This window comes from Micromonospora sp. NPDC002296, from assembly GCF_040296145.1.
Lineage (GTDB): Bacteria > Actinomycetota > Actinomycetes > Mycobacteriales > Micromonosporaceae > Micromonospora.
The window spans coordinates 1-16720 of the sequence record NZ_JBEOWQ010000051.1; the positions used below are offsets into that span (position 1 = coordinate 1).

Annotated in this window: 19 protein-coding genes; 16 read left to right on the forward strand and 3 right to left on the reverse strand. The window is 74.1% G+C overall.

Annotated features, from left to right (window positions below; genetic code table 11):
* The 9 genes from ABT023_RS25515 to argH form a co-directional block, all read left to right on the forward strand.
* Nucleotides 1-567: phenylalanine--tRNA ligase subunit beta-related protein (locus ABT023_RS25515; protein WP_502890759.1), on the forward strand; the 567-nt coding region annotated here is incomplete at its 5' end.
* 168 nt (nt 568-735) lie between these two features.
* Nucleotides 736-1740 (forward strand): N-acetyl-gamma-glutamyl-phosphate reductase, encoded by a 1005-nt coding sequence (gene argC, locus ABT023_RS25520; RefSeq protein ID WP_350888923.1) that lies wholly within the window; start codon nt 736-738, stop codon nt 1738-1740.
* A gap of 55 nt (nt 1741-1795) precedes the next feature.
* The gene (gene argJ / locus ABT023_RS25525; protein ID WP_350888924.1) at nt 1796-2968 is read left to right on the forward strand and encodes a bifunctional glutamate N-acetyltransferase/amino-acid acetyltransferase ArgJ; all 1173 of its coding nucleotides are present in this window, start codon (nt 1796-1798) and stop codon (nt 2966-2968) included.
* Nucleotides 2969-3023: 55 nt separating this feature from the next.
* Nucleotides 3024-3965, forward strand: coding sequence for an acetylglutamate kinase (gene argB / locus ABT023_RS25530; protein ID WP_350888925.1), 942 nt, complete (start codon nt 3024-3026; stop codon nt 3963-3965).
* Nucleotides 3962-5146 carry an acetylornithine transaminase gene (locus ABT023_RS25535; protein WP_350888926.1) on the forward strand — a complete coding sequence of 395 codons (1185 nt, stop codon included), beginning with the start codon at nt 3962-3964 and terminating at the stop codon, nt 5144-5146. Before argB ends, ABT023_RS25535 begins: the two co-directional genes overlap by 4 nt.
* Nucleotides 5143-6069, forward strand: a complete 927-nt coding sequence (argF, locus tag ABT023_RS25540) for an ornithine carbamoyltransferase (protein WP_350888927.1) — start codon at nt 5143-5145, stop codon at nt 6067-6069. The genes ABT023_RS25535 and argF overlap by 4 nt, the downstream gene beginning before the upstream one ends.
* Nucleotides 6066-6581 (forward strand): arginine repressor, encoded by a 516-nt coding sequence (locus tag ABT023_RS25545; protein ID WP_161691541.1) that lies wholly within the window; start codon nt 6066-6068, stop codon nt 6579-6581. Before argF ends, ABT023_RS25545 begins: the two co-directional genes overlap by 4 nt.
* Nucleotides 6578-7783: an argininosuccinate synthase gene (locus ABT023_RS25550; RefSeq protein WP_350888928.1), complete on the forward strand. Its 1206-nt coding sequence runs from the start codon at nt 6578-6580 to the stop codon at nt 7781-7783. The genes ABT023_RS25545 and ABT023_RS25550 overlap by 4 nt, the downstream gene beginning before the upstream one ends.
* Before the next feature lie 14 nt (nt 7784-7797).
* Nucleotides 7798-9261 carry an argininosuccinate lyase gene (argH, locus tag ABT023_RS25555; RefSeq protein WP_350888948.1) on the forward strand — a complete coding sequence of 488 codons (1464 nt, stop codon included), beginning with the start codon at nt 7798-7800 and terminating at the stop codon, nt 9259-9261.
* A gap of 111 nt (nt 9262-9372) precedes the next feature.
* Here the strand turns inward: argH and ABT023_RS25560 are convergent, their stop codons facing one another.
* Together ABT023_RS25560 and ABT023_RS25565 are read right to left on the reverse strand one after the other, a co-directional pair.
* Nucleotides 9373-9726, reverse strand: a complete 354-nt coding sequence (locus ABT023_RS25560; protein ID WP_350888929.1) for an MmcQ/YjbR family DNA-binding protein — start codon at nt 9724-9726, stop codon at nt 9373-9375.
* On the reverse strand, nt 9726-10253 hold the full coding sequence (locus tag ABT023_RS25565; RefSeq protein ID WP_350888930.1) for a DNA-binding protein: 528 nt from the start codon (nt 10251-10253) through the stop codon (nt 9726-9728). Before ABT023_RS25565 ends, ABT023_RS25560 begins: the two co-directional genes overlap by 1 nt.
* A gap of 147 nt (nt 10254-10400) precedes the next feature.
* Between ABT023_RS25565 and ABT023_RS25570 the strand changes: the two genes are divergently transcribed.
* The 7 genes from ABT023_RS25570 to ABT023_RS25600 all read left to right on the forward strand — a co-directional run bounded on the left by ABT023_RS25570 (nt 10401) and on the right by ABT023_RS25600 (nt 15683).
* The gene (locus ABT023_RS25570) at nt 10401-10895 is read left to right on the forward strand and encodes a GNAT family N-acetyltransferase (protein ID WP_350888931.1); all 495 of its coding nucleotides are present in this window, start codon (nt 10401-10403) and stop codon (nt 10893-10895) included.
* Nucleotides 10896-11193: 298 nt separating this feature from the next.
* Nucleotides 11194-11586: a VOC family protein gene (locus ABT023_RS25575; protein WP_350888949.1), complete on the forward strand. Its 393-nt coding sequence runs from the start codon at nt 11194-11196 to the stop codon at nt 11584-11586.
* A gap of 136 nt (nt 11587-11722) precedes the next feature.
* A complete protein-coding gene (locus tag ABT023_RS25580; RefSeq protein WP_350888932.1) occupies nt 11723-12364 on the forward strand; it encodes a DNA-3-methyladenine glycosylase in 642 nt (213 codons plus the stop codon).
* A gap of 95 nt (nt 12365-12459) precedes the next feature.
* The gene (locus ABT023_RS25585) at nt 12460-13545 is read left to right on the forward strand and encodes a WD40/YVTN/BNR-like repeat-containing protein (RefSeq protein ID WP_350888933.1); all 1086 of its coding nucleotides are present in this window, start codon (nt 12460-12462) and stop codon (nt 13543-13545) included.
* Nucleotides 13546-13821, forward strand: a complete 276-nt coding sequence (locus ABT023_RS25590) for a ubiquitin-like small modifier protein 1 (protein WP_350888934.1) — start codon at nt 13546-13548, stop codon at nt 13819-13821.
* 111 nt (nt 13822-13932) lie between these two features.
* Complete coding sequence (locus ABT023_RS25595) at nt 13933-15063, forward strand: LLM class flavin-dependent oxidoreductase (protein WP_350888935.1); 1131 nt, start codon at nt 13933-13935, stop codon at nt 15061-15063.
* Nucleotides 15060-15683 carry an FMN reductase gene (locus tag ABT023_RS25600; RefSeq protein ID WP_350888936.1) on the forward strand — a complete coding sequence of 208 codons (624 nt, stop codon included), beginning with the start codon at nt 15060-15062 and terminating at the stop codon, nt 15681-15683. The genes ABT023_RS25595 and ABT023_RS25600 overlap by 4 nt, the downstream gene beginning before the upstream one ends.
* Nucleotides 15684-15796: 113 nt before the next feature.
* Here ABT023_RS25600 and ABT023_RS25605 read toward each other — a convergent pair whose 3' ends face one another.
* Entirely contained in the window at nt 15797-16681 is an 885-nt protein-coding gene (locus ABT023_RS25605; protein ID WP_350888937.1) for a universal stress protein, read from the reverse strand.
* Between the last annotated feature and the right edge of the window lie 39 nt (nt 16682-16720).

The window sequence follows — 16720 nt, forward strand, 5'->3', positions numbered from 1 at the left end:
CGCCCGGCCGGCTGGGCGGACGCGGTCGAGGCCGCCCGGGCGGTGCTCGCCGCCGCCGACATCCCCGCCGACCGGATCGAGGTGCGGGCCGCCGAGCACGCGCCCTGGCACCCGGGCCGCTGCGCCGAGCTGCTGGTCGACGGGGCCGTCGTCGGCCACGCCGGTGAGCTGCACCCGGCCGTGGTGGCCGCGCTGGAGCTGCCCCGGCGCACCAGCGCCATGGAGCTGAACCTGGACGCGCTGCCGCCCGCCCCGGTCGCCCCGGCCCCGACGATCTCCGGCTTCCCACCGGCGCTGATCGACGTGGCGCTGATGGTGGACGAGCGGGTGCCCGCCGCCGAGGTGCAGCGGGCCCTCGTCGAGGGTGCCGGCGGGCTGCTGGAGGACGTCCGGCTGTTCGACGTGTACGCCTCCGAGCAGCTCGGCGCGGGGCGCCGGTCGCTGGCGTACAAGCTGACCTTCCGCGCCCCCGACCGGACGCTGACGGTCGAGGAGGCGGTGGCGGCCCGCGACGCGGCCGTCGCCCGCGCGGCGGAGCGCTTCGGCGCGACGCTGCGCGGCGCCTGAGGCGTGCCGGGGGGCCTCCTCCCCAGGGATAGAGGCCCCCCGCCCGTCGGGCGGTGAACGGCAGGGTGGCGACCGTCACTCCCACATGTCCATGCATTGGCCCGTATGACCTTGCAGTCGCCCGCCGGGACCGGGTAGCCTCCTCTGCATAGACATGCGGAGGTGGGAATGGGTATCCGAGTTGCGGTAGCGGGGGCGAGCGGTTACGCCGGGGGCGAGCTGCTGCGCCTGGTCGCCGGCCACCCCGAGCTCGACCTGGTCGCCGCCACCGCGCACCGTCAGGCCGGCGCGCCGGTCACCGCCGTACACCCGCAGCTCGTCGGGCTGGACCTGGTGTTCGCGGCGACCGACCCGGCGACCCTGGCCGACGCGGACCTGGTCTTCCTGGCCCTGCCGCACGGCGAGTCGGCGGCCCTGGCCGCCGCCCTGCCGGAGACGGTGCGGGTGGTCGACCTGGGTGCGGACCACCGGCTGCGCGACGCCGCCGCCTGGACGCGGTACTACGGCGGCGAGCACGCCGGGACCTGGACCTACGGCCTGCCCGAACTGCCCGGCCAGCGCGCCGCGATCGCCGCCGCGACCCGGGTCGCCAACACCGGCTGCTACGCGGTGGCCACCACGCTCGCGCTCGCCCCGCTCGTCGCGGCCGGCGCGGTCGACCCCGCCGACGTGGTGGTGGTCGCCGCCTCCGGCACCTCCGGCGCGGGCCGGGCCGCCAAGACCAACCTGCTCGGCAGCGAGGTGATGGGCGACCTGTCGCCGTACAAGGTCGGGGCCCACCAGCACGTGCCGGAGATCAAGCAGGCCACCGGCGCGACCAGCCTCTCCCTCACCCCGCTCCTCGCGCCGATGCCGCGCGGCATCCTCGCCACGGTCACCGCCGTGCCGACCGGCTCCGGCATCGACCCTCGCGCGGTCCTGGCGGAGGCGTACGCGGACGCGCCGTTCGTGCACGTGCTGCCCGAGGGGGCCTGGCCGCACACCGCCGCCACCCTCGGCTCGAACTCCTGCCACCTCCAGGCGGGCGTCGACGTCGACTCCGGTCGGGTGATCGTGCTCAGCGCGATCGACAACCTCGGCAAGGGCGCTGCCGGCCAGGCCGTGCAGTGCGCCAACCTGATGCTCGGCCTGCCGGAGACCACGGGCCTGTCCGTCTGGGGGGTCGCACCGTGAGCGCGAGGAGTGCAGCGAAGCGGAGCCCCGCAGTCGTGAACGAAAGGCGGGCACAGTGACCGTCACCACACCGAAGGGGTTCCGGGCCGCCGGGGTCGCCGCCGGACTCAAGGGCAGCGGCGCCAGCGACATCGCCCTCGTCGTCAACGACGGCCCGGACGCCGGGGTCGCCGGTGTCTTCACCGCCAACCGGGTCAAGGCCGCGCCGGTGCTGTGGACCCAGCAGGTGGTCCGTGGCGGCGTGGCCCGCGCCGTGGTGCTGAACTCCGGTGGCGCGAACGCCTGCACCGGCCCGGCCGGCTTCCAGGACACCCACGCCACCGCCGAGCACACCGCCGCCGCGCTGACCTCGGCCAGCCCCCGACTGCGGCTCGGCGCCGCCGACGTCGCGGTCTGCTCCACCGGCCTGATCGGTGAGCGGCTGCCGATGCTGAAGCTGCTGCCCGGCGTGCGGGCGGCGATCCGGGGCCTGTCCCGCGACGGCGGCACCGCCGCGGCCGAGGCGATCATGACCACCGACACCCGGCCGAAGACCACCGTGGCCGCAGGCAGCGGCTGGACCGTCGGCGGCATGGCCAAGGGCGCGGGCATGCTCGCCCCGGCCATGGCGACGATGCTCTGCGTGCTGACCACCGACGCGGTGGCCGGGCCGGCGGCGCTCGACGCCGCGCTGCGCGCCGCCTGCCGGGTCACCTTCGACCGGATCGACTCCGACGGCTGCATGTCCACCAACGACACCGTGCTGCTGCTGTCCAGCGGTTCGTCCGGCATCGAGCCGACCCAGGCGGAGCTGACCGCCGCCGTCACCGCCGCCTGTCACGACCTGGCCCAGCAGCTCATCGCCGACGCCGAGGGCGCCACCAAGCAGATCACCATCGACGTGGTCGGTGCCGCGAGCGAGGACGACGCGGTCGAGGTGGGCCGGTCGGTGGCCCGCAACAACCTGGTCAAGACGGCGCTGTTCGGCAACGACCCGAACTGGGGTCGGATCCTCGCCGCCGTCGGCACCACCGCCGCCGCGTTCGAGCCGGACGCCGTCGACGTCGCCGTGAACGGGATCTGGGTGTGCCGCTCCGGCGCCGCCGCCGAGGACCGCTCCAAGGTCGACCTCACCGGGCGGGGCGCGACGATCCGGATCGACCTGCACGCCGGCGACGCGGAGGCCACCGTGTGGACCAACGACCTGTCGCACGCGTACGTGCACGAGAACTCGGCGTACTCGACGTGAGCGCGAGGAACGCAGCGCAGCGGAGTCCCGCAGTCGCGATCGGAAGGTGGGCACGGTGAGTCTCACCGCGGATCTCACCCGGGCCCAGGCGAAGGCCGAGACCCTGATCGAGGCGCTGCCCTGGCTGGCTCGCCTCGCCGGCACCACCGTCGTGGTCAAGTACGGCGGCAACGCGATGGTCGACCCCGACCTCCAGCGGGCCTTCGCCGCCGACATGGTGTTCCTGCGCTACGCCGGCCTCAAGCCGGTCGTCGTGCACGGCGGCGGGCCGCAGATCTCCGCCATGCTCGGCCGGCTCGGCATCGACAGCGAGTTCAGGGGCGGCCTGCGGGTCACCACCCCCGAGGCGATGGACGTCGTGCGGATGGTGCTGGTCGGCCAGGTCGGCCGGGAGCTGGTCGGGCTGATCAACGCGTACGGCCCGTACGCCGTCGGCCTCTCCGGCGAGGACGCCGGCCTGTTCACCGCCGTGCGCCGCCCGGCGTACGTCGACGGGGAGCCGGTGGACGTCGGCCAGGTCGGCGACGTCGAGTCGGTCGACCCGTCGGCGGTGACCGACCTGATCGCGGCCGGCCGCATCCCGGTGATCTCCACCGTCGCGCCGGACGCCGACGGGGTGCTGCACAACCTCAACGCCGACACCGCCGCCGCCGCGCTCGCGATCGCGCTCCAGGCCCGCAAGCTGGTCGTCCTCACCGACGTCCCCGGCCTCTACGCGAACTGGCCCGACACCGACAGCCTGGTCAGCGAGATCACCACGGACGACCTGGCGGAGCTGCTGCCGTCCCTGGAATCGGGGATGGTCCCGAAGATGGAGGCCTGCCTGCGGGCGGTGCGCCACGGCGTGCCCGCGGCACACGTCGTCGACGGCCGGGTCGCCCACTCCACGCTGCTTGAGGTCTTCACCTCGGAAGGGTTCGGAACGATGGTCGTGAGCGCGAGGAGTGAGCCTGCGAGCCCCGCAGTCGCGAACAGGAAAGGCTCGGTTCCGTCATGAGCACGCTGGTGGACCGCTGGCGGCAGTCGTTGATGGACAACTACGGCACCCCGCCGCTCGCGCTGGTTTCCGGTTCCGGAGCGGTCGTGGTCGACGACGCCGGCCGGGAGTACGTCGACCTGCTCGGCGGCATCGCGGTGAACGCCCTCGGCCACGCCCACCCGGCCGTGGTGGCCGCCGTGTCCCGGCAGGTCGCCACCCTCGGGCACGTGTCGAACCTGTTCGTCGCCGAGCCGCCGGTGGCCCTGGCCGAGTTGCTGTTGGCCCTCGCGGGCCGGCGCGGCCGGGTCTTCTTCGCCAATTCCGGCGCCGAGGCCAACGAGGCCGCGTTCAAGCTGTCCCGGCTCACCGGGCGTACCCACGTCGTGGCGACCGTCGGTGGCTTCCACGGCCGGACCATGGGCGCGCTCGCGCTCACCGGCCAGCCCGCCAAGGCCGACCCGTTCCGCCCGCTGCCCGGCGACGTCACCCACGTCCCGTACGGCGACGCGGCGGCCCTCGGCGAGGCGGTGACCGACGCGACCGCCATGGTCATCCTGGAGCCGATCCAGGGCGAGAACGGCGTCGTCGTCCCGCCCCCCGGCTACCTCGCCGAGGCCCGGCGGATCACCGCCCGGCACGGCGCCCTGCTGGTCCTCGACGAGGTGCAGACCGGTGTCGGCCGCACCGGGCACTGGTTCGCCCACCAGGCCGAGGGCGTCGAACCCGACATCGTCACCCTGGCCAAGGGCCTCGGCGGCGGCCTGCCCATCGGCGCCTGCCTGGCCTTCGGCCCGGCCGCCGACCTGCTCAGGGCCGGCTCCCACGGCACCACCTTCGGCGGCAACCCGGTGAGCTGCGCCGCCGCCCTCGCGGTGGTGTCGACCATCGCCAGCGAGGGGCTGCTCGATCACGTCAAGCGGGTCGGCGAGCGGCTGCGCCGGGGCGTCGAGGCGCTCGGCCACCCCCTCGTGGCCGAGGTGCGCGGCGCGGGCCTGCTGCTCGGGATCGTGCTCACCGCCGACGTGTCCGGCCCGTTGGCGACGGCCCTGCGGGAGGCCGGGTTCCTGGTCAACCCGGTGCAGCCGGGCGTGGTCCGGCTCGCCCCGCCGCTGGTCCTCACCACCGACCAGGTCGACGCCTTCCTGGCCGCACTGCCCGCCGCCCTCGACGACGCCACCACCCCGGAGGCCACCGCATGACCCGGCACCTGCTGCGCGACGACGACCTCTCGCCGGCCGAGCAGTCGGCCGTGCTGGACCTGGCCGCCCGGATGAAGGCGGAGCGGTACACCCACAAGCCGCTGGCCGGCCCGCGGTCGGTGGCGGTGCTGTTCGACAAGCAGAGCCTGCGCACCCGGATCTCGTTCGACGCCGGCATCGCCGAGCTGGGCGGCCACCCGCTCGTGGTGGACACCCAGGTCACCCACTTCGGCCGGGGCGAGACCCTCGCCGACGCCGGCCGGGTGCTGTCCCGGTACGTGGCCGCGATCGTGCTGCGCACCCACGGCGACGACCGGATCGCCGAGGTCGCCGCCGGGGCGAGCGTGCCGGTGATCAACGCCCTCACCGACGGCTTCCACCCCTGCCAGCTCCTGGCCGACCTGCTCACCGTCCGCGAGCGGTTCGGCGACACCCGGGGCCGCACCCTGGCGTACGTCGGGGACGCGGCGAACAACATGGCGCACTCGTACCTGCTGGCCGGGGCGACCGCCGGGATGCACGTGCGGGTCGCCGGGCCGGACGGGTTCGACCCCGACCCCGAGGTGGTCACCCGGGCGGCGGAGATCGCCGCCGGCACCGGCGGGTCGGTGCGGGTGCTGCGCGACCCGGTGGAGGCGGTCCGGGACGCCGACGTGCTGGCCACCGACACCTGGACCTCGATGGGGCAGGAGTCCGACGGGCTGGACCGGACCACCCCGTTCCTGCCGTACCAGCTCAACAAGGAGCTGATCGGGCACGCCGCGCCGGGCGCGATCGTGCTGCACTGCCTGCCCGCGCACCGGGGCGAGGAGATCACCGACGAGGTGCTCGACGGCCCGCAGAGCGCGGTGTTCGACCAGGCGGAGAACCGGCTGCACGCGCAGAAGGCGCTGCTGGCGTACCTGCTGGAGAGCCCGGAATGACCGCCCCGCTGACCCGCGCCGCCCGGCACGCCCGCATCGTCGAGCTGATCCGCGACAAGGCGGTCCGCTCGCAGACGGAGCTGGCCGACCTGCTCGCCGGCGACGGCGTGGGAGTCACCCAGGCCACCCTGTCGCGGGACCTCAAGGAGTTGGGCGCGGTCACCGCCCGGGGCGGCGACGGGCGCCCCGTGTACGTCATCCCCGAGGACGGCCACCGGCCGCTGCGCGACGCCGAGGCCGCCCCGGCCCGGCTGATCCGGCTGCTGCGGGAGCTGCTCAACGAGGTCGACTCCAGCGGCAACATCGCCGTGCTGCGCACCCCGCCGGGCGCAGCCCAATACCTGGCCAGCGCGTTGGACCGAGCGGGCCTGCCCGAGGTCGTCGGCACCATCGCCGGCGACGACACCATCCTCGTCGTGGCCCGCGAGGCCGTCGGCGGTGCCGCGTTGGGCGAGAAGCTCGCCGCGTGGTCCCGCCGGGAAGAGAACGTTGAAGGGAGCAACACACCATGACCGAGCGGGTCGTCCTTGCGTACTCCGGGGGGTTGGACACCTCCGTCGCGATTCCGTACCTGGCCGAGCAGACCGGCGCCGAGATCATCGCGGTGGCGGTGGACGTCGGGCAGGGCGGCGAGGACCTCGACGCCATCCGGCAGCGCGCCCTGGACTGCGGGGCCGTCGAGTCCGAGGTGGTGGACGCGCGCGACGAGTTCGCCGCCGAGTACTGCCTGCCGGCGATGCGGGCCAACGCCCTCTACATGGACCGGTATCCGCTGGTCTCCGCGCTGTCCCGGCCGCTGATCGTCAAGCACCTGGTTGCCGCGGCCCGCAAGCACGGCGGCACCATCGTGTCGCACGGCTGCACCGGCAAGGGCAACGACCAGGTCCGCTTCGAGGTCGGCCTGGCCGCGCTCGCCTCCGACCTGAAGATCATCGCCCCGGCCCGGGACTTCGCCTGGACCCGGGACAAGGCGATCGCCTTCGCCGAGGAGAAGGGGCTGCCGATCGACGTGTCGGCCAAGTCGCCGTACTCGATCGACCAGAACCTGTGGGGCCGGGCCGTGGAGACCGGCTTCCTGGAGGACATCTGGAACGCCCCCATCGAGGACCTGTACTCGTACACGTCCGACCCGGCGCAGGAGCGCGACGCCGACGAGGTGGTCATCACCTTCGACGCCGGCGTGCCGGTCGCGATCGACGGCGAGACCGTCACCCCGTACCAGGCGATCCTGGAGATGAACCGGCGCGCTGGGGCGCAGGGCGTCGGCCGGCTCGACATGGTCGAGGACCGCCTGGTCGGCATCAAGAGCCGCGAGGTGTACGAGGCCCCCGGCGCGATCGCGCTGATCGCCGCCCATCAGGAGCTGGAGGCGGTCACCGTCGAGCGGGACCTGGCCCGGTTCAAGAAGGGCGTCGACCAGCGCTGGGGCGAGCTGGTCTACGACGGCCTCTGGTTCTCGCCGCTGAAGAAGGCCCTGGACGCCTTCATCGACGACGCCCAGCAGCAGGTCTCCGGCGAGGTGCGGCTCACCCTGCACGGCGGTCGGGCCACCGTCACCGGCCGGCGCTCCGAGGCCAGCCTGTACGACTTCGGCATGGCCACCTACGACACCGGCGACACGTTCGACCAGTCCCTGGCCAAGGGCTTCGTGCAGTTGTGGGGCCTGCCCAGCAAGATGGCCGCCGCGCGGGACGCCCGGTTGGCCGGCTCCTGACCGTGGCAACCACAATGGGTGGCGTGGACGACAAGAGCCTCACCGAGAACAGCGCCGCGACCAACCGTACGAGCCTGTGGGGCGGCCGGTTCGCCGGCGGCCCCTCCGAGGCCCTGGCCCGGCTGTCGGTCAGCGTGCAGTTCGACTGGCGCCTCGCCCCGTACGACCTCGCCGGGTCCCGGGCGCACGCCCGGGTCCTGGCGGGCGCGGGCCTGCTCGACCCGGAGGAGCTGGGTCGCATCCTCGCCGCCCTGGACGACCTGGAGGCCGCCTGCGCCTCCGGGTCGTTCCGGCCCACTGTGGACGACGAGGACGTGCACACCGCCCTGGAACGCGGGCTGCTGGAGCGCCTCGGCAGCCTCGGCGGCAAGCTGCGCGCCGGCCGGTCCCGCAACGACCAGGTCGCCACCGACCTGCGGCTCTACCTGCGCGACCACGCCCGGGGCGTGGCCGCCCGGCTGGTCGAGCTGGCCGAGGCCCTCACCGAGCAGGCCGAGCGGCACGTCGACACGGCCGCGCCGGGGATGACCCACCTTCAGCACGCCCAGCCGGTCACCTTCGGCCACTGGCTGCTGGCCCACGTGCAGCCGCTGCTGCGCGACCTGGACCGGATGCGGGACTGGGACCACCGGGCCGCGGTCAGCCCGCTCGGGGCGGGCGCGCTCGCCGGCTCCGGCCTGCCGCTGGACCCGGTGGCCGTCTCGAAGGAGCTGGGCTTCCGCACGTCCTTCGCCAACTCGATGGACGCCGTGGCCGACCGGGACTTCGTCGCCGAGTTCCTCTTCATCACCGCGATGATCGGGGTGCACCTGTCCCGCCTCGGCGAGGAGGTGGTGCTGTGGACGTCGCACGAGTTCGGCTGGGTCGAGCTGGACGACGCCTTCGCCACCGGCTCGTCGATCATGCCGCAGAAGAAGAACGCGGACATCGCCGAGCTGGCCCGGGGCAAGTCCGGTCGGCTCGTCGGCGGCCTGGTCAGCGTGCTGACCATGCTCAAGGGCCTGCCGATGGCGTACGACCGGGACATGCAGGAGGACAAGGAGCCGGCCTTCGACGCGGTCGACACCCTGGAACTGCTGCTGCCGGCCCTCGCCGGGATGATCTCCACGATGACCGTCCGCGTCGACCGTTTGGTGGCCGCCGCCCCCGTCGGTTTCTCCCTGGCCACCGAGGTCGCCGACTGGCTGGTCCGCCGCAACGTGCCGTTCCGGGACGCGCACGAGATCACCGGCAGGCTGGTCGCGCTCTGCGCGGTCCGCGAATGCGCCCTCGACGAGGTCTCCGACGCCGATCTGGCGACGGTCAGCGAGCACCTCGACCCGTCGGTGCGCGACGTGCTCTCGGTCTCCTCGGCCCTGGCCGCGCGGATCACCCCCGGGTCCACCGGCCCCGGCCCGGTCGCCGACCAGCTCGCCGCCGCCGTCGACCAGCTCGCCGGCTGGCGGGAGTGGGCCGCCGAGCAGGTCGTGCCCCGCTGACGCTGCCGTCCTGATGCGGCGGTTGCTGCGGTAGACGCGGCGCGCGGGTAACTTCCGCGCGCCGCGTCGGTCGTCGTGCCGCACTCAGCCGGCCGCCGGGCGGTCCCAGCCTCAGCCCGCCGCCGGGCGGTCCCGCTTCGGCAGCTTCGCCACCACCGCCTCGTACGAGGCGTCCACCGCCTCGCGCAGCTCGTCGCCGTCGATCGCGCCGGCCAGCCGCAGGCTGTTCCACCCCGACCGGCCGAGGTAGGGGGAGGGGACCGCGTCGTCGGGGAACCGGTGCAGCCATTCGTCGGCCACGTCCCGCGTCGGGCCGCACTTGACGCCCACCCGCTCGCCCGATTCCGGGCCGAGGAAGGCGAAGATCCGGCGGCCCACTTTCACGACCTCGCTGTCGTCCCAGGGCTGGTCCAGCCACGCCCCCGGCTTCGCCAGGCAGTACGCCAGCAGCTCCGCGCGCTCCATCACCTTCCCCGCCCCTCGCCGTCGGCGTCGACGTCGCTTCCGCCGCCGCCCGGTCTGCCCCCGCTGCCGCGCCCTGTGTCGTCGTTTCGGGCGTCACCTCCGGCCCCGGCGTCGACCCGACCGGTGAGCCGCTCGTAGCGCTGCCGGGCGGCCTGGGGCGTGCCGAGGCCCAGCCCGTAGGCGATCGACTGCCAGGTCAGCCCCCGGTCACGGGCGAGCCGCAGCAGCCCGGCCTCCAGCGCGTCCAGTTCCGCCCGCACGTGCGGCACGAGGGTGAGCGCGGCCACCAGGTCGGCGGAGTCGATCGGCTCCTCGTCGGCGGCCAGCTCGGCCCCGCCGGCGGCCAGCGCGGTCACCAGGGCCACCGCCTCGTACGGGTCCGGCACGTACGGGTTGGTGTGGCGTCGGCGGCGCACGTCGTCGGACGCGTGCCGCTCGGCGATCCGGGTCAGCGCGGCGTAGGTGCGGTGCGCCCGGGCGCGGCCGGGGTCGGGGGCGGTGAACGGATCCAGCTCGGCTGCGGTCATGCCGCCGAGTCCAGCAGACGAACGAGCTGTTGTCAACGAAGTGTTCAAAGGTCTTGTGCTGATCGAGGTCCAGCCGACGCGAGAAGGGTGCCCCGACCTTCCGCTAATAGTTGATCATTGTTGCTGGGCGGGTCGTAAGCTCGCGAAATGGCTTTGCAGATCACGGTCACCGATAGTCCGGAGCGCGTGGACGCTGTCGCGCAGATTTGGGCCGAGGCCACGGCGGCGCGGGACGGTGATGAGGACGTCGCGCCGCTTGAGTTGGCTCGCCCGCTGATCCGGGCCGTGCTGGACAGTTCATCGCGGTCGATTCTGCTCGTGGCCGACGACGGTGGGCAGACGATCGGATTCGCAGCGATGGAGCCGTGGAGGGGCCGCGAGGATCAACCGATCGCGGAGGTTCGGTATGTCGGGGTCAGCCGGCTTGTCTGGGGTGAAGGTGTCGGACGACGGTTGATGGCGGCGGTCCCCGACGTGCTGGCGAAGGCAGGGTACGAGCAGGCGGTGCTGATGGTGTACCTCGACAACACGCGGGCCGTGCGGTTGTACGAAGGCCTCGGCTGGCGTGTCCAGGGAGCGCCGGCACCGCATCCGCGCAGCGGCAAGCTTGAGCAGCTGTACGTCCTCGACGTGGTGCGTTAGGGCGGGTGTCGAGCGGCCTCCCGGGAACCGCCGGAGATCGGCCAGGCGCGCAAGATCGTGCTCGATCCCGGAAGGTGTGGCCTCCTACCCACGACGAGGCCACACCTTCCCTGATCGAGCACGATCTTGCTCCTGTGCCAGCGCGCTCGTGTGTCGCGGCGAGACGGCGGACGCTGGCCCGCTGAACGCCGATCAATCACGACAGCGCGACTCGACCTCAGCCTTTTTGTCGGACAGGTAGACGAAGATGGGCGTGGTCGTTGGAACTCTCGGTGCGGAGGAGAAGGGGATATCTATGATCAGAGTTGGTGTGACCAGCGTCTTCGTCGACGATCAGGAGAAGGCGCTGCGCTTCTACACGGACGTGCTGGGCTTCGCGCTCGGGCACGACGTCCCGCTCGGTGGTGGCGCCCGGTGGCTCACCGTCGTCTCGGCGGCCGACCCCGACGGCGTCCACCTGCTGCTGGAGCCGAACGGCTCGCCGGTGGCGCAGGCGTACCAGCAGGGGCTGCGCAAGGCGGGGCTCCCGGTGATGATTTTCGCCGTGGACGACCTGGCGAAGGAGCACGAGCGGCTCACCGGCCTCGGCGTCACGTTCACCGCCCCGCCGGCCCCGATCGGGCCGGTCCTCTCGGCGGTCCTCGACGACACCTGCGGCAACCTCGTCATGCTCCAGCAGCCGCTCGGCTGAGCCTCCCCTAGCCGGAGACGCCGGAGCGCGCCGGCCACCGAGGCCGTGGACGCCGCAGCCGCCGGATGGTGGATGACGCGGCCGTGGACGACGCGGCCGTCCGGCCTGCCGGAGCAGCCTCGGATAGGCTCGGGCCATGGTGTCGCACCCCGATGCGGCGGTACGCGACGGCGGCCTCGCCGCGCTGGCCGAGCTGCTGGCCGGGCCGGTCGTGCCGGCAGCCCGGGGCCTGCTCGGCTGCCGGCTATCGACCGACGGGGTCACCGTCCGGATCACCGAGGTCGAGGCGTACGCCGGCACGGCCGGTGACCCGGCCTCGCACGCGCACCGGGGCCGGACCCCGCGCAACGCCGTGATGTTCGGCCCGGCCGGGCACGCCTACGTCTACTTCACCTACGGCATGCACTGGTGCGTGAACGTGGTGACCGGTCCGGAGGGTGAGGCGTCGGCGGTGCTGCTGCGGGCCGGCGAGGTGGTCGAGGGCGTCGAGGCGGCCCGCGCCCGGCGCACCGCCGTACGCCGGGACGTGGACCTGGCCCGCGGGCCGGCCCGGCTCTGCGCCGCCCTCGGCATCGACAAGGCGGCGTACGGGTGCCACCTGCTCGGCGACGGGCCCGTGCGGCTGCGCCCGGCCGTCGAGCCGGTGTCCGACGCGGCGATCGCGGCCGGCCCCCGGGTCGGGGTGACCGGCGCGCACGACGTGCCCTGGCGGTTCTGGATCACCGGCGACCCGACGGTGAGCGGGTACCGCCGGCACGTGCCCCGCTCCCGCCGCTGAGCCGGCGGCGGCCGTCCCGGTGCGTCTGCCGGGATTCTGTCGGGCCCCGTGGCCATAATCACGCCATCTGCCCCGGCTGACCGGAGGAAACGCCCATGACGACCCTGCTCGCGATCGGCACCGGCAAGGGGCTCTTCCTCGCCACCAGCACCGACGGCCGTCGAAGTTGGCAGATCGGTGGCCCGCACTTCCCGATGACCGGCGTCTACGCGGTGGCGGTGGACAAGCGGCGCGCCGTTCCCCGCCTGCTCGCCGGCACGTCCAGCTCGCACTTCGGGCCCAGCCTGGCGACCAGCGACGACCTGGGGTCGTCCTGGCAGGAGCCCGAGCACGCCCCGGTCGCCTTCCCGGCCGACACCGCGGCGAGTCTCGGTCGGGTCTGGCAGATCACCCCCGGCGGGCCGGCGGAGCCGGACGTGGTCTGGGCCGGCACCGAGCCGTCGGCGCTGTTTCGCTCCGCCGACGGCGGCCGCACCTTCGAGCTGGTCCGCGGGCTCTGGGACCATCCCCACCGCACGCAGTGGGGCGCGGGTTTCGGCGGGCAGGCGGTGCACAGCGTCCTGCCGCACCCGCGCGACCCGGCCCGGCTCGTGGTGGCCATGTCGACCGGCGGGGTCTACCGGTCCGACGACGCGGGGGTGAGCTGGGCCCCGGGCAACACCGGCATCCACGCCCGCTACCTGCCCGACGAGTGGCCCGAGTTCGGCCAGTGCGTCCACAAGGTCGCCCGGGACGCCGGCGACCCCGAGCGGCTCTACGCCCAGAACCACCATGGGGTCTACCGCTCCGACGACGCGGGGCGCACCTGGGCCTCGATCGCCGCCGGCCTGCCCAGCGACTTCGGCTTCCCGATGGTGGCCCATCCCACCCGCCCCGGCATGATCTGGTCGTTCCCCCTCGTCGCCGACTCGCAGCGCTTCCCGGTGGACCACCGCTGCCGGGTCTACCGTTCCGCCGACGCCGGCGGGACGTGGGAGCCGCTCTCCGCCGGCCTGCCCGACGGCCCGTTCTACCCGGCGGTGCTGCGCGACGCGATGTGCGCCGACGACGCCGACCCGGCCGGGGTCTACTTCGGCACCCGCTCCGGCGAGGTCTACGCCAGCCGCGACGAGGGCGACTCCTGGTCCCTGGTCGCCGCCCACCTGCCCGACGTGCTCTGCGTCCGGGCCGCGGAGGTCTGAGTGGTCACCGTCCTGGTGCCCGGCCCGCTGCGCGGCGAGGTCGGCGGCGCGGCGCGGCTCACCGTCCGGGCCCACGGCACGCTGCGGGACGTCCTCGACGAGCTGGCCGACGGCTGGCCCCGGCTGTCCCGCCGGATCCGCGACGAGCGCGGTGACCTGCGCCGGTACGTCAACGTCTACGTCGACGGGGAGGACTGCCGGCACGCCGGCGGCCTGGCCGCGCCGGTCCGCCCCGGTGCCGAGGTGCGGGTGCTTCCCTCGGTGGCCGGCGGCTGACTGCGGCCCGCCCGGCGGGGCCCGCCCGACGGAATAGTTGACTCGTCAAATAGGTTGTGCGCTGCGTCCGAGGGTCGCCAGACGGCCCCGGTAGTCAGCGAGGAGTGGACCATGCAGTTCGGGATCTTCAGCGTCGGAGACGTCACCGTCGACCCGACCAGCGGGCGGGAGCCGTCGGAGCACGAGCGGATCAAGGCGATGGTGACGATCGCCCGCAAGGTGGAGGAGGTCGGCCTCGACGTCTTCGCCACCGGCGAGCACCACAACCCGCCGTTCGTGCCGTCGTCGCCCACCACCATGCTGGGCTGGATCGCGGCCCGCACCGAGCGGCTGCTGCTCTCCACCGCGACCACGCTGATCACCACCAACGACCCGGTGAAGATCGCCGAGGACTACGCGATGCTCCAGCACCTCGCCGACGGCCGGGTCGACCTGATGCTCGGCCGGGGCAACACCGGCCCGGTCTACCCGTGGTTCGGCAAGGACATCCGCGCCGGCATCCCGTTGACCATCGAGAACTACGACCTGCTGCGCCGGCTGTGGCGCGAGGACGTCGTCGACTGGTCCGGCAAGTTCCGTACCCCGTTGCAGTCCTTCACCGCCACGCCGCGCCCGCTCGACGGGGTGCCGCCGTTCGTCTGGCACGGCTCGATCCGCAGCCCGGAGATCGCGGAGCAGGCCGCGTACTACGGCGACGGCTACTTCGCCAACCACATCTTCTGGCCCAAGGAGCACACCCAGCGGATGGTCGGGCTCTACCGGGAGCGCTTCGCCCACTACGGGCACGGCTCGCCCGACCAGGCGATCGTCGGCCTCGGCGGCCAGGTGTTCATGCGGCGCAACTCGCAGGACGCGGTGCGGGAGTTCCGTCCGTACTTCGACAACGCCCCCGTCTACGGTCACGGCCCGTCGCTGGAGGAGTTCACCGAGCAGACCCCGCTGACCGTGGGCAGCCCGCAGCAGGTGATCGACCGCACCCTGGGATTCCGCGACTACGTCGGCGACTACCAGCGGCAGCTCTTCCTGATCGACCACGCGGGCCTGCCGCTGAAGACCGTGCTGGAGCAGCTCGACCTCCTCGGCGAGGAGGTGGTGCCGGTGCTGCGTCGGGAGTTCGACGCGCTGCGCCCCGCGCACGTGCCCGAGGCGCCCACCCACGCTTCGCTCGTCGCCGCCCGGGCCACGGAGTCGGCCGCCACCGAGTCGGCCGCCGCCGGTGCGGGGACGGAGGCCGGCCGATGAGCCGTCGAACCCTGGCCGTGGTGTCCGCCGGGCTCTCCCGGCCCTCGTCCACCCGGCTGCTCGCCGACCAGCTCGCCGCAGCCACCCGCGACGGGCTGGCCCGGGCGGGCGTCGAGGTCGAGCTGCGCCCGGTCGATCTGCGCGACCACGCCCACGACGTGGTGAACAACCTGCTCACCGGCTTCCCGTCGCCGGAGTTGCGGCAGGCCCTCGATGCGGTCGCCGGGGCCGACGGCGTCGTCGCGGTCACGCCGATCTTCAACGGGTCGTACAACGGGCTGTTCAAGTCGTTCTTCGACGTGCTCGACTCCGGATCGCTGGTGGACCGGCCGGTGCTGATCGCCGCCACCGCCGGCACGGCCCGGCACTCCCTGGTCCTGGAGCACGCCCTCCGGCCGATGTTCGTGTACCTGCGGGCGGTGGTCGTGCCCACGGCGGTCTTCGCCGCGCCGGAGGACTGGTCCGGTGGGACCGCCGAGGGCGTCCTGCGTGCCCGCATCGTCCGCGCGGGCGGGGAGCTGGCCGACCAGGTACGGCGGCGGCCCACCGCCGCCCCGCCCGACCCGTTCGCGCTCACCACCAGCTTCGACGAGCTGCTCGCCGGCCGCGACCGGCCCTGACCGGCCCCGGCCCGTAACCCCACCCCGCCGGCCGCGTCGGTCCCCGGCCGACGTGACCGGGGCCGACGGGCCGGCACCGGTCAGGGCCGGGGCCGGGATGGCCGCCCGGCCACTCAGCCGACGTCGGTCGGGTACGGGTGGGCGACCAGCACCGGGCAGTGCGCGTGCTGCACCAGCGCCTGGCTGACCGATCCGAGCAGCAGCCCGGCGAAGCCCCCGCGTCCCCGGGAGCCGACCACCACCAGGGTCGCTTCCCCGCTGGCCTCGATCAGCGCCTGCTCGGGCTTGGCCGCCCGTAGCGGCCGCCGCTCGACGGTCAGGCCCGGGTGCGCCGCCTCCACCTCTGCGGCGGCCCCGGCGAGCAGGTCCGTCGAGTCGGCCCGGACCGCCGCCCCCGACTCCGCGAGCCCGTCGGGCACCGGGCGGGCGTCGTCGGCCGTCGCGACGTGCGCGAGCACCAGGCCGGTGCCCCGGTGGGCCGCCTCGGCGGCGGCGAGGGCGACGGCGAGCCGCCCCGGCTCCGACCCGTCCACCCCGGCGACCACCGGGCCGTCGATCGGGATCGGCTGCTCCTCGGGGCGGACGACCAGCACCGGGCAGTGCCCGTGCCCGGCCACCTGGGCGCTGACCGAGCCGACCAGCAGGCCGGCGAAGCCGCCCAGCCCTCGGCTGCCGACCACCACCAGTTCCGCCCGGCGGGACTCCTCGACCAGGCTCGCCGCGGGGCCGCCGGCCACCTGGCGCACTTCGACGTCCACGCCGGGCCAGCGCCCGCGCAGCTCGGACGCCATCCGGTCGAGCATCCGCCGGGACTCGTCGGTCGGCGCGGGCACCCCGAGGTCGTACGGGTTGATCGGCACGCCGTAGCCGAGCGGGTGCAGGTAGCCGTGCACCAGCAGCAGGGACCGGGACCGCCACGCGGCCTCCCGCGCCGCGTGCTCGGCGGCGACCAGGCTCGGCGGCGATCCGTCCACGCCTACCACGACAGGTCGGTTCATCAGGTCTCCCGGGGTCGATCAGAGGCCATTGTCGACGGT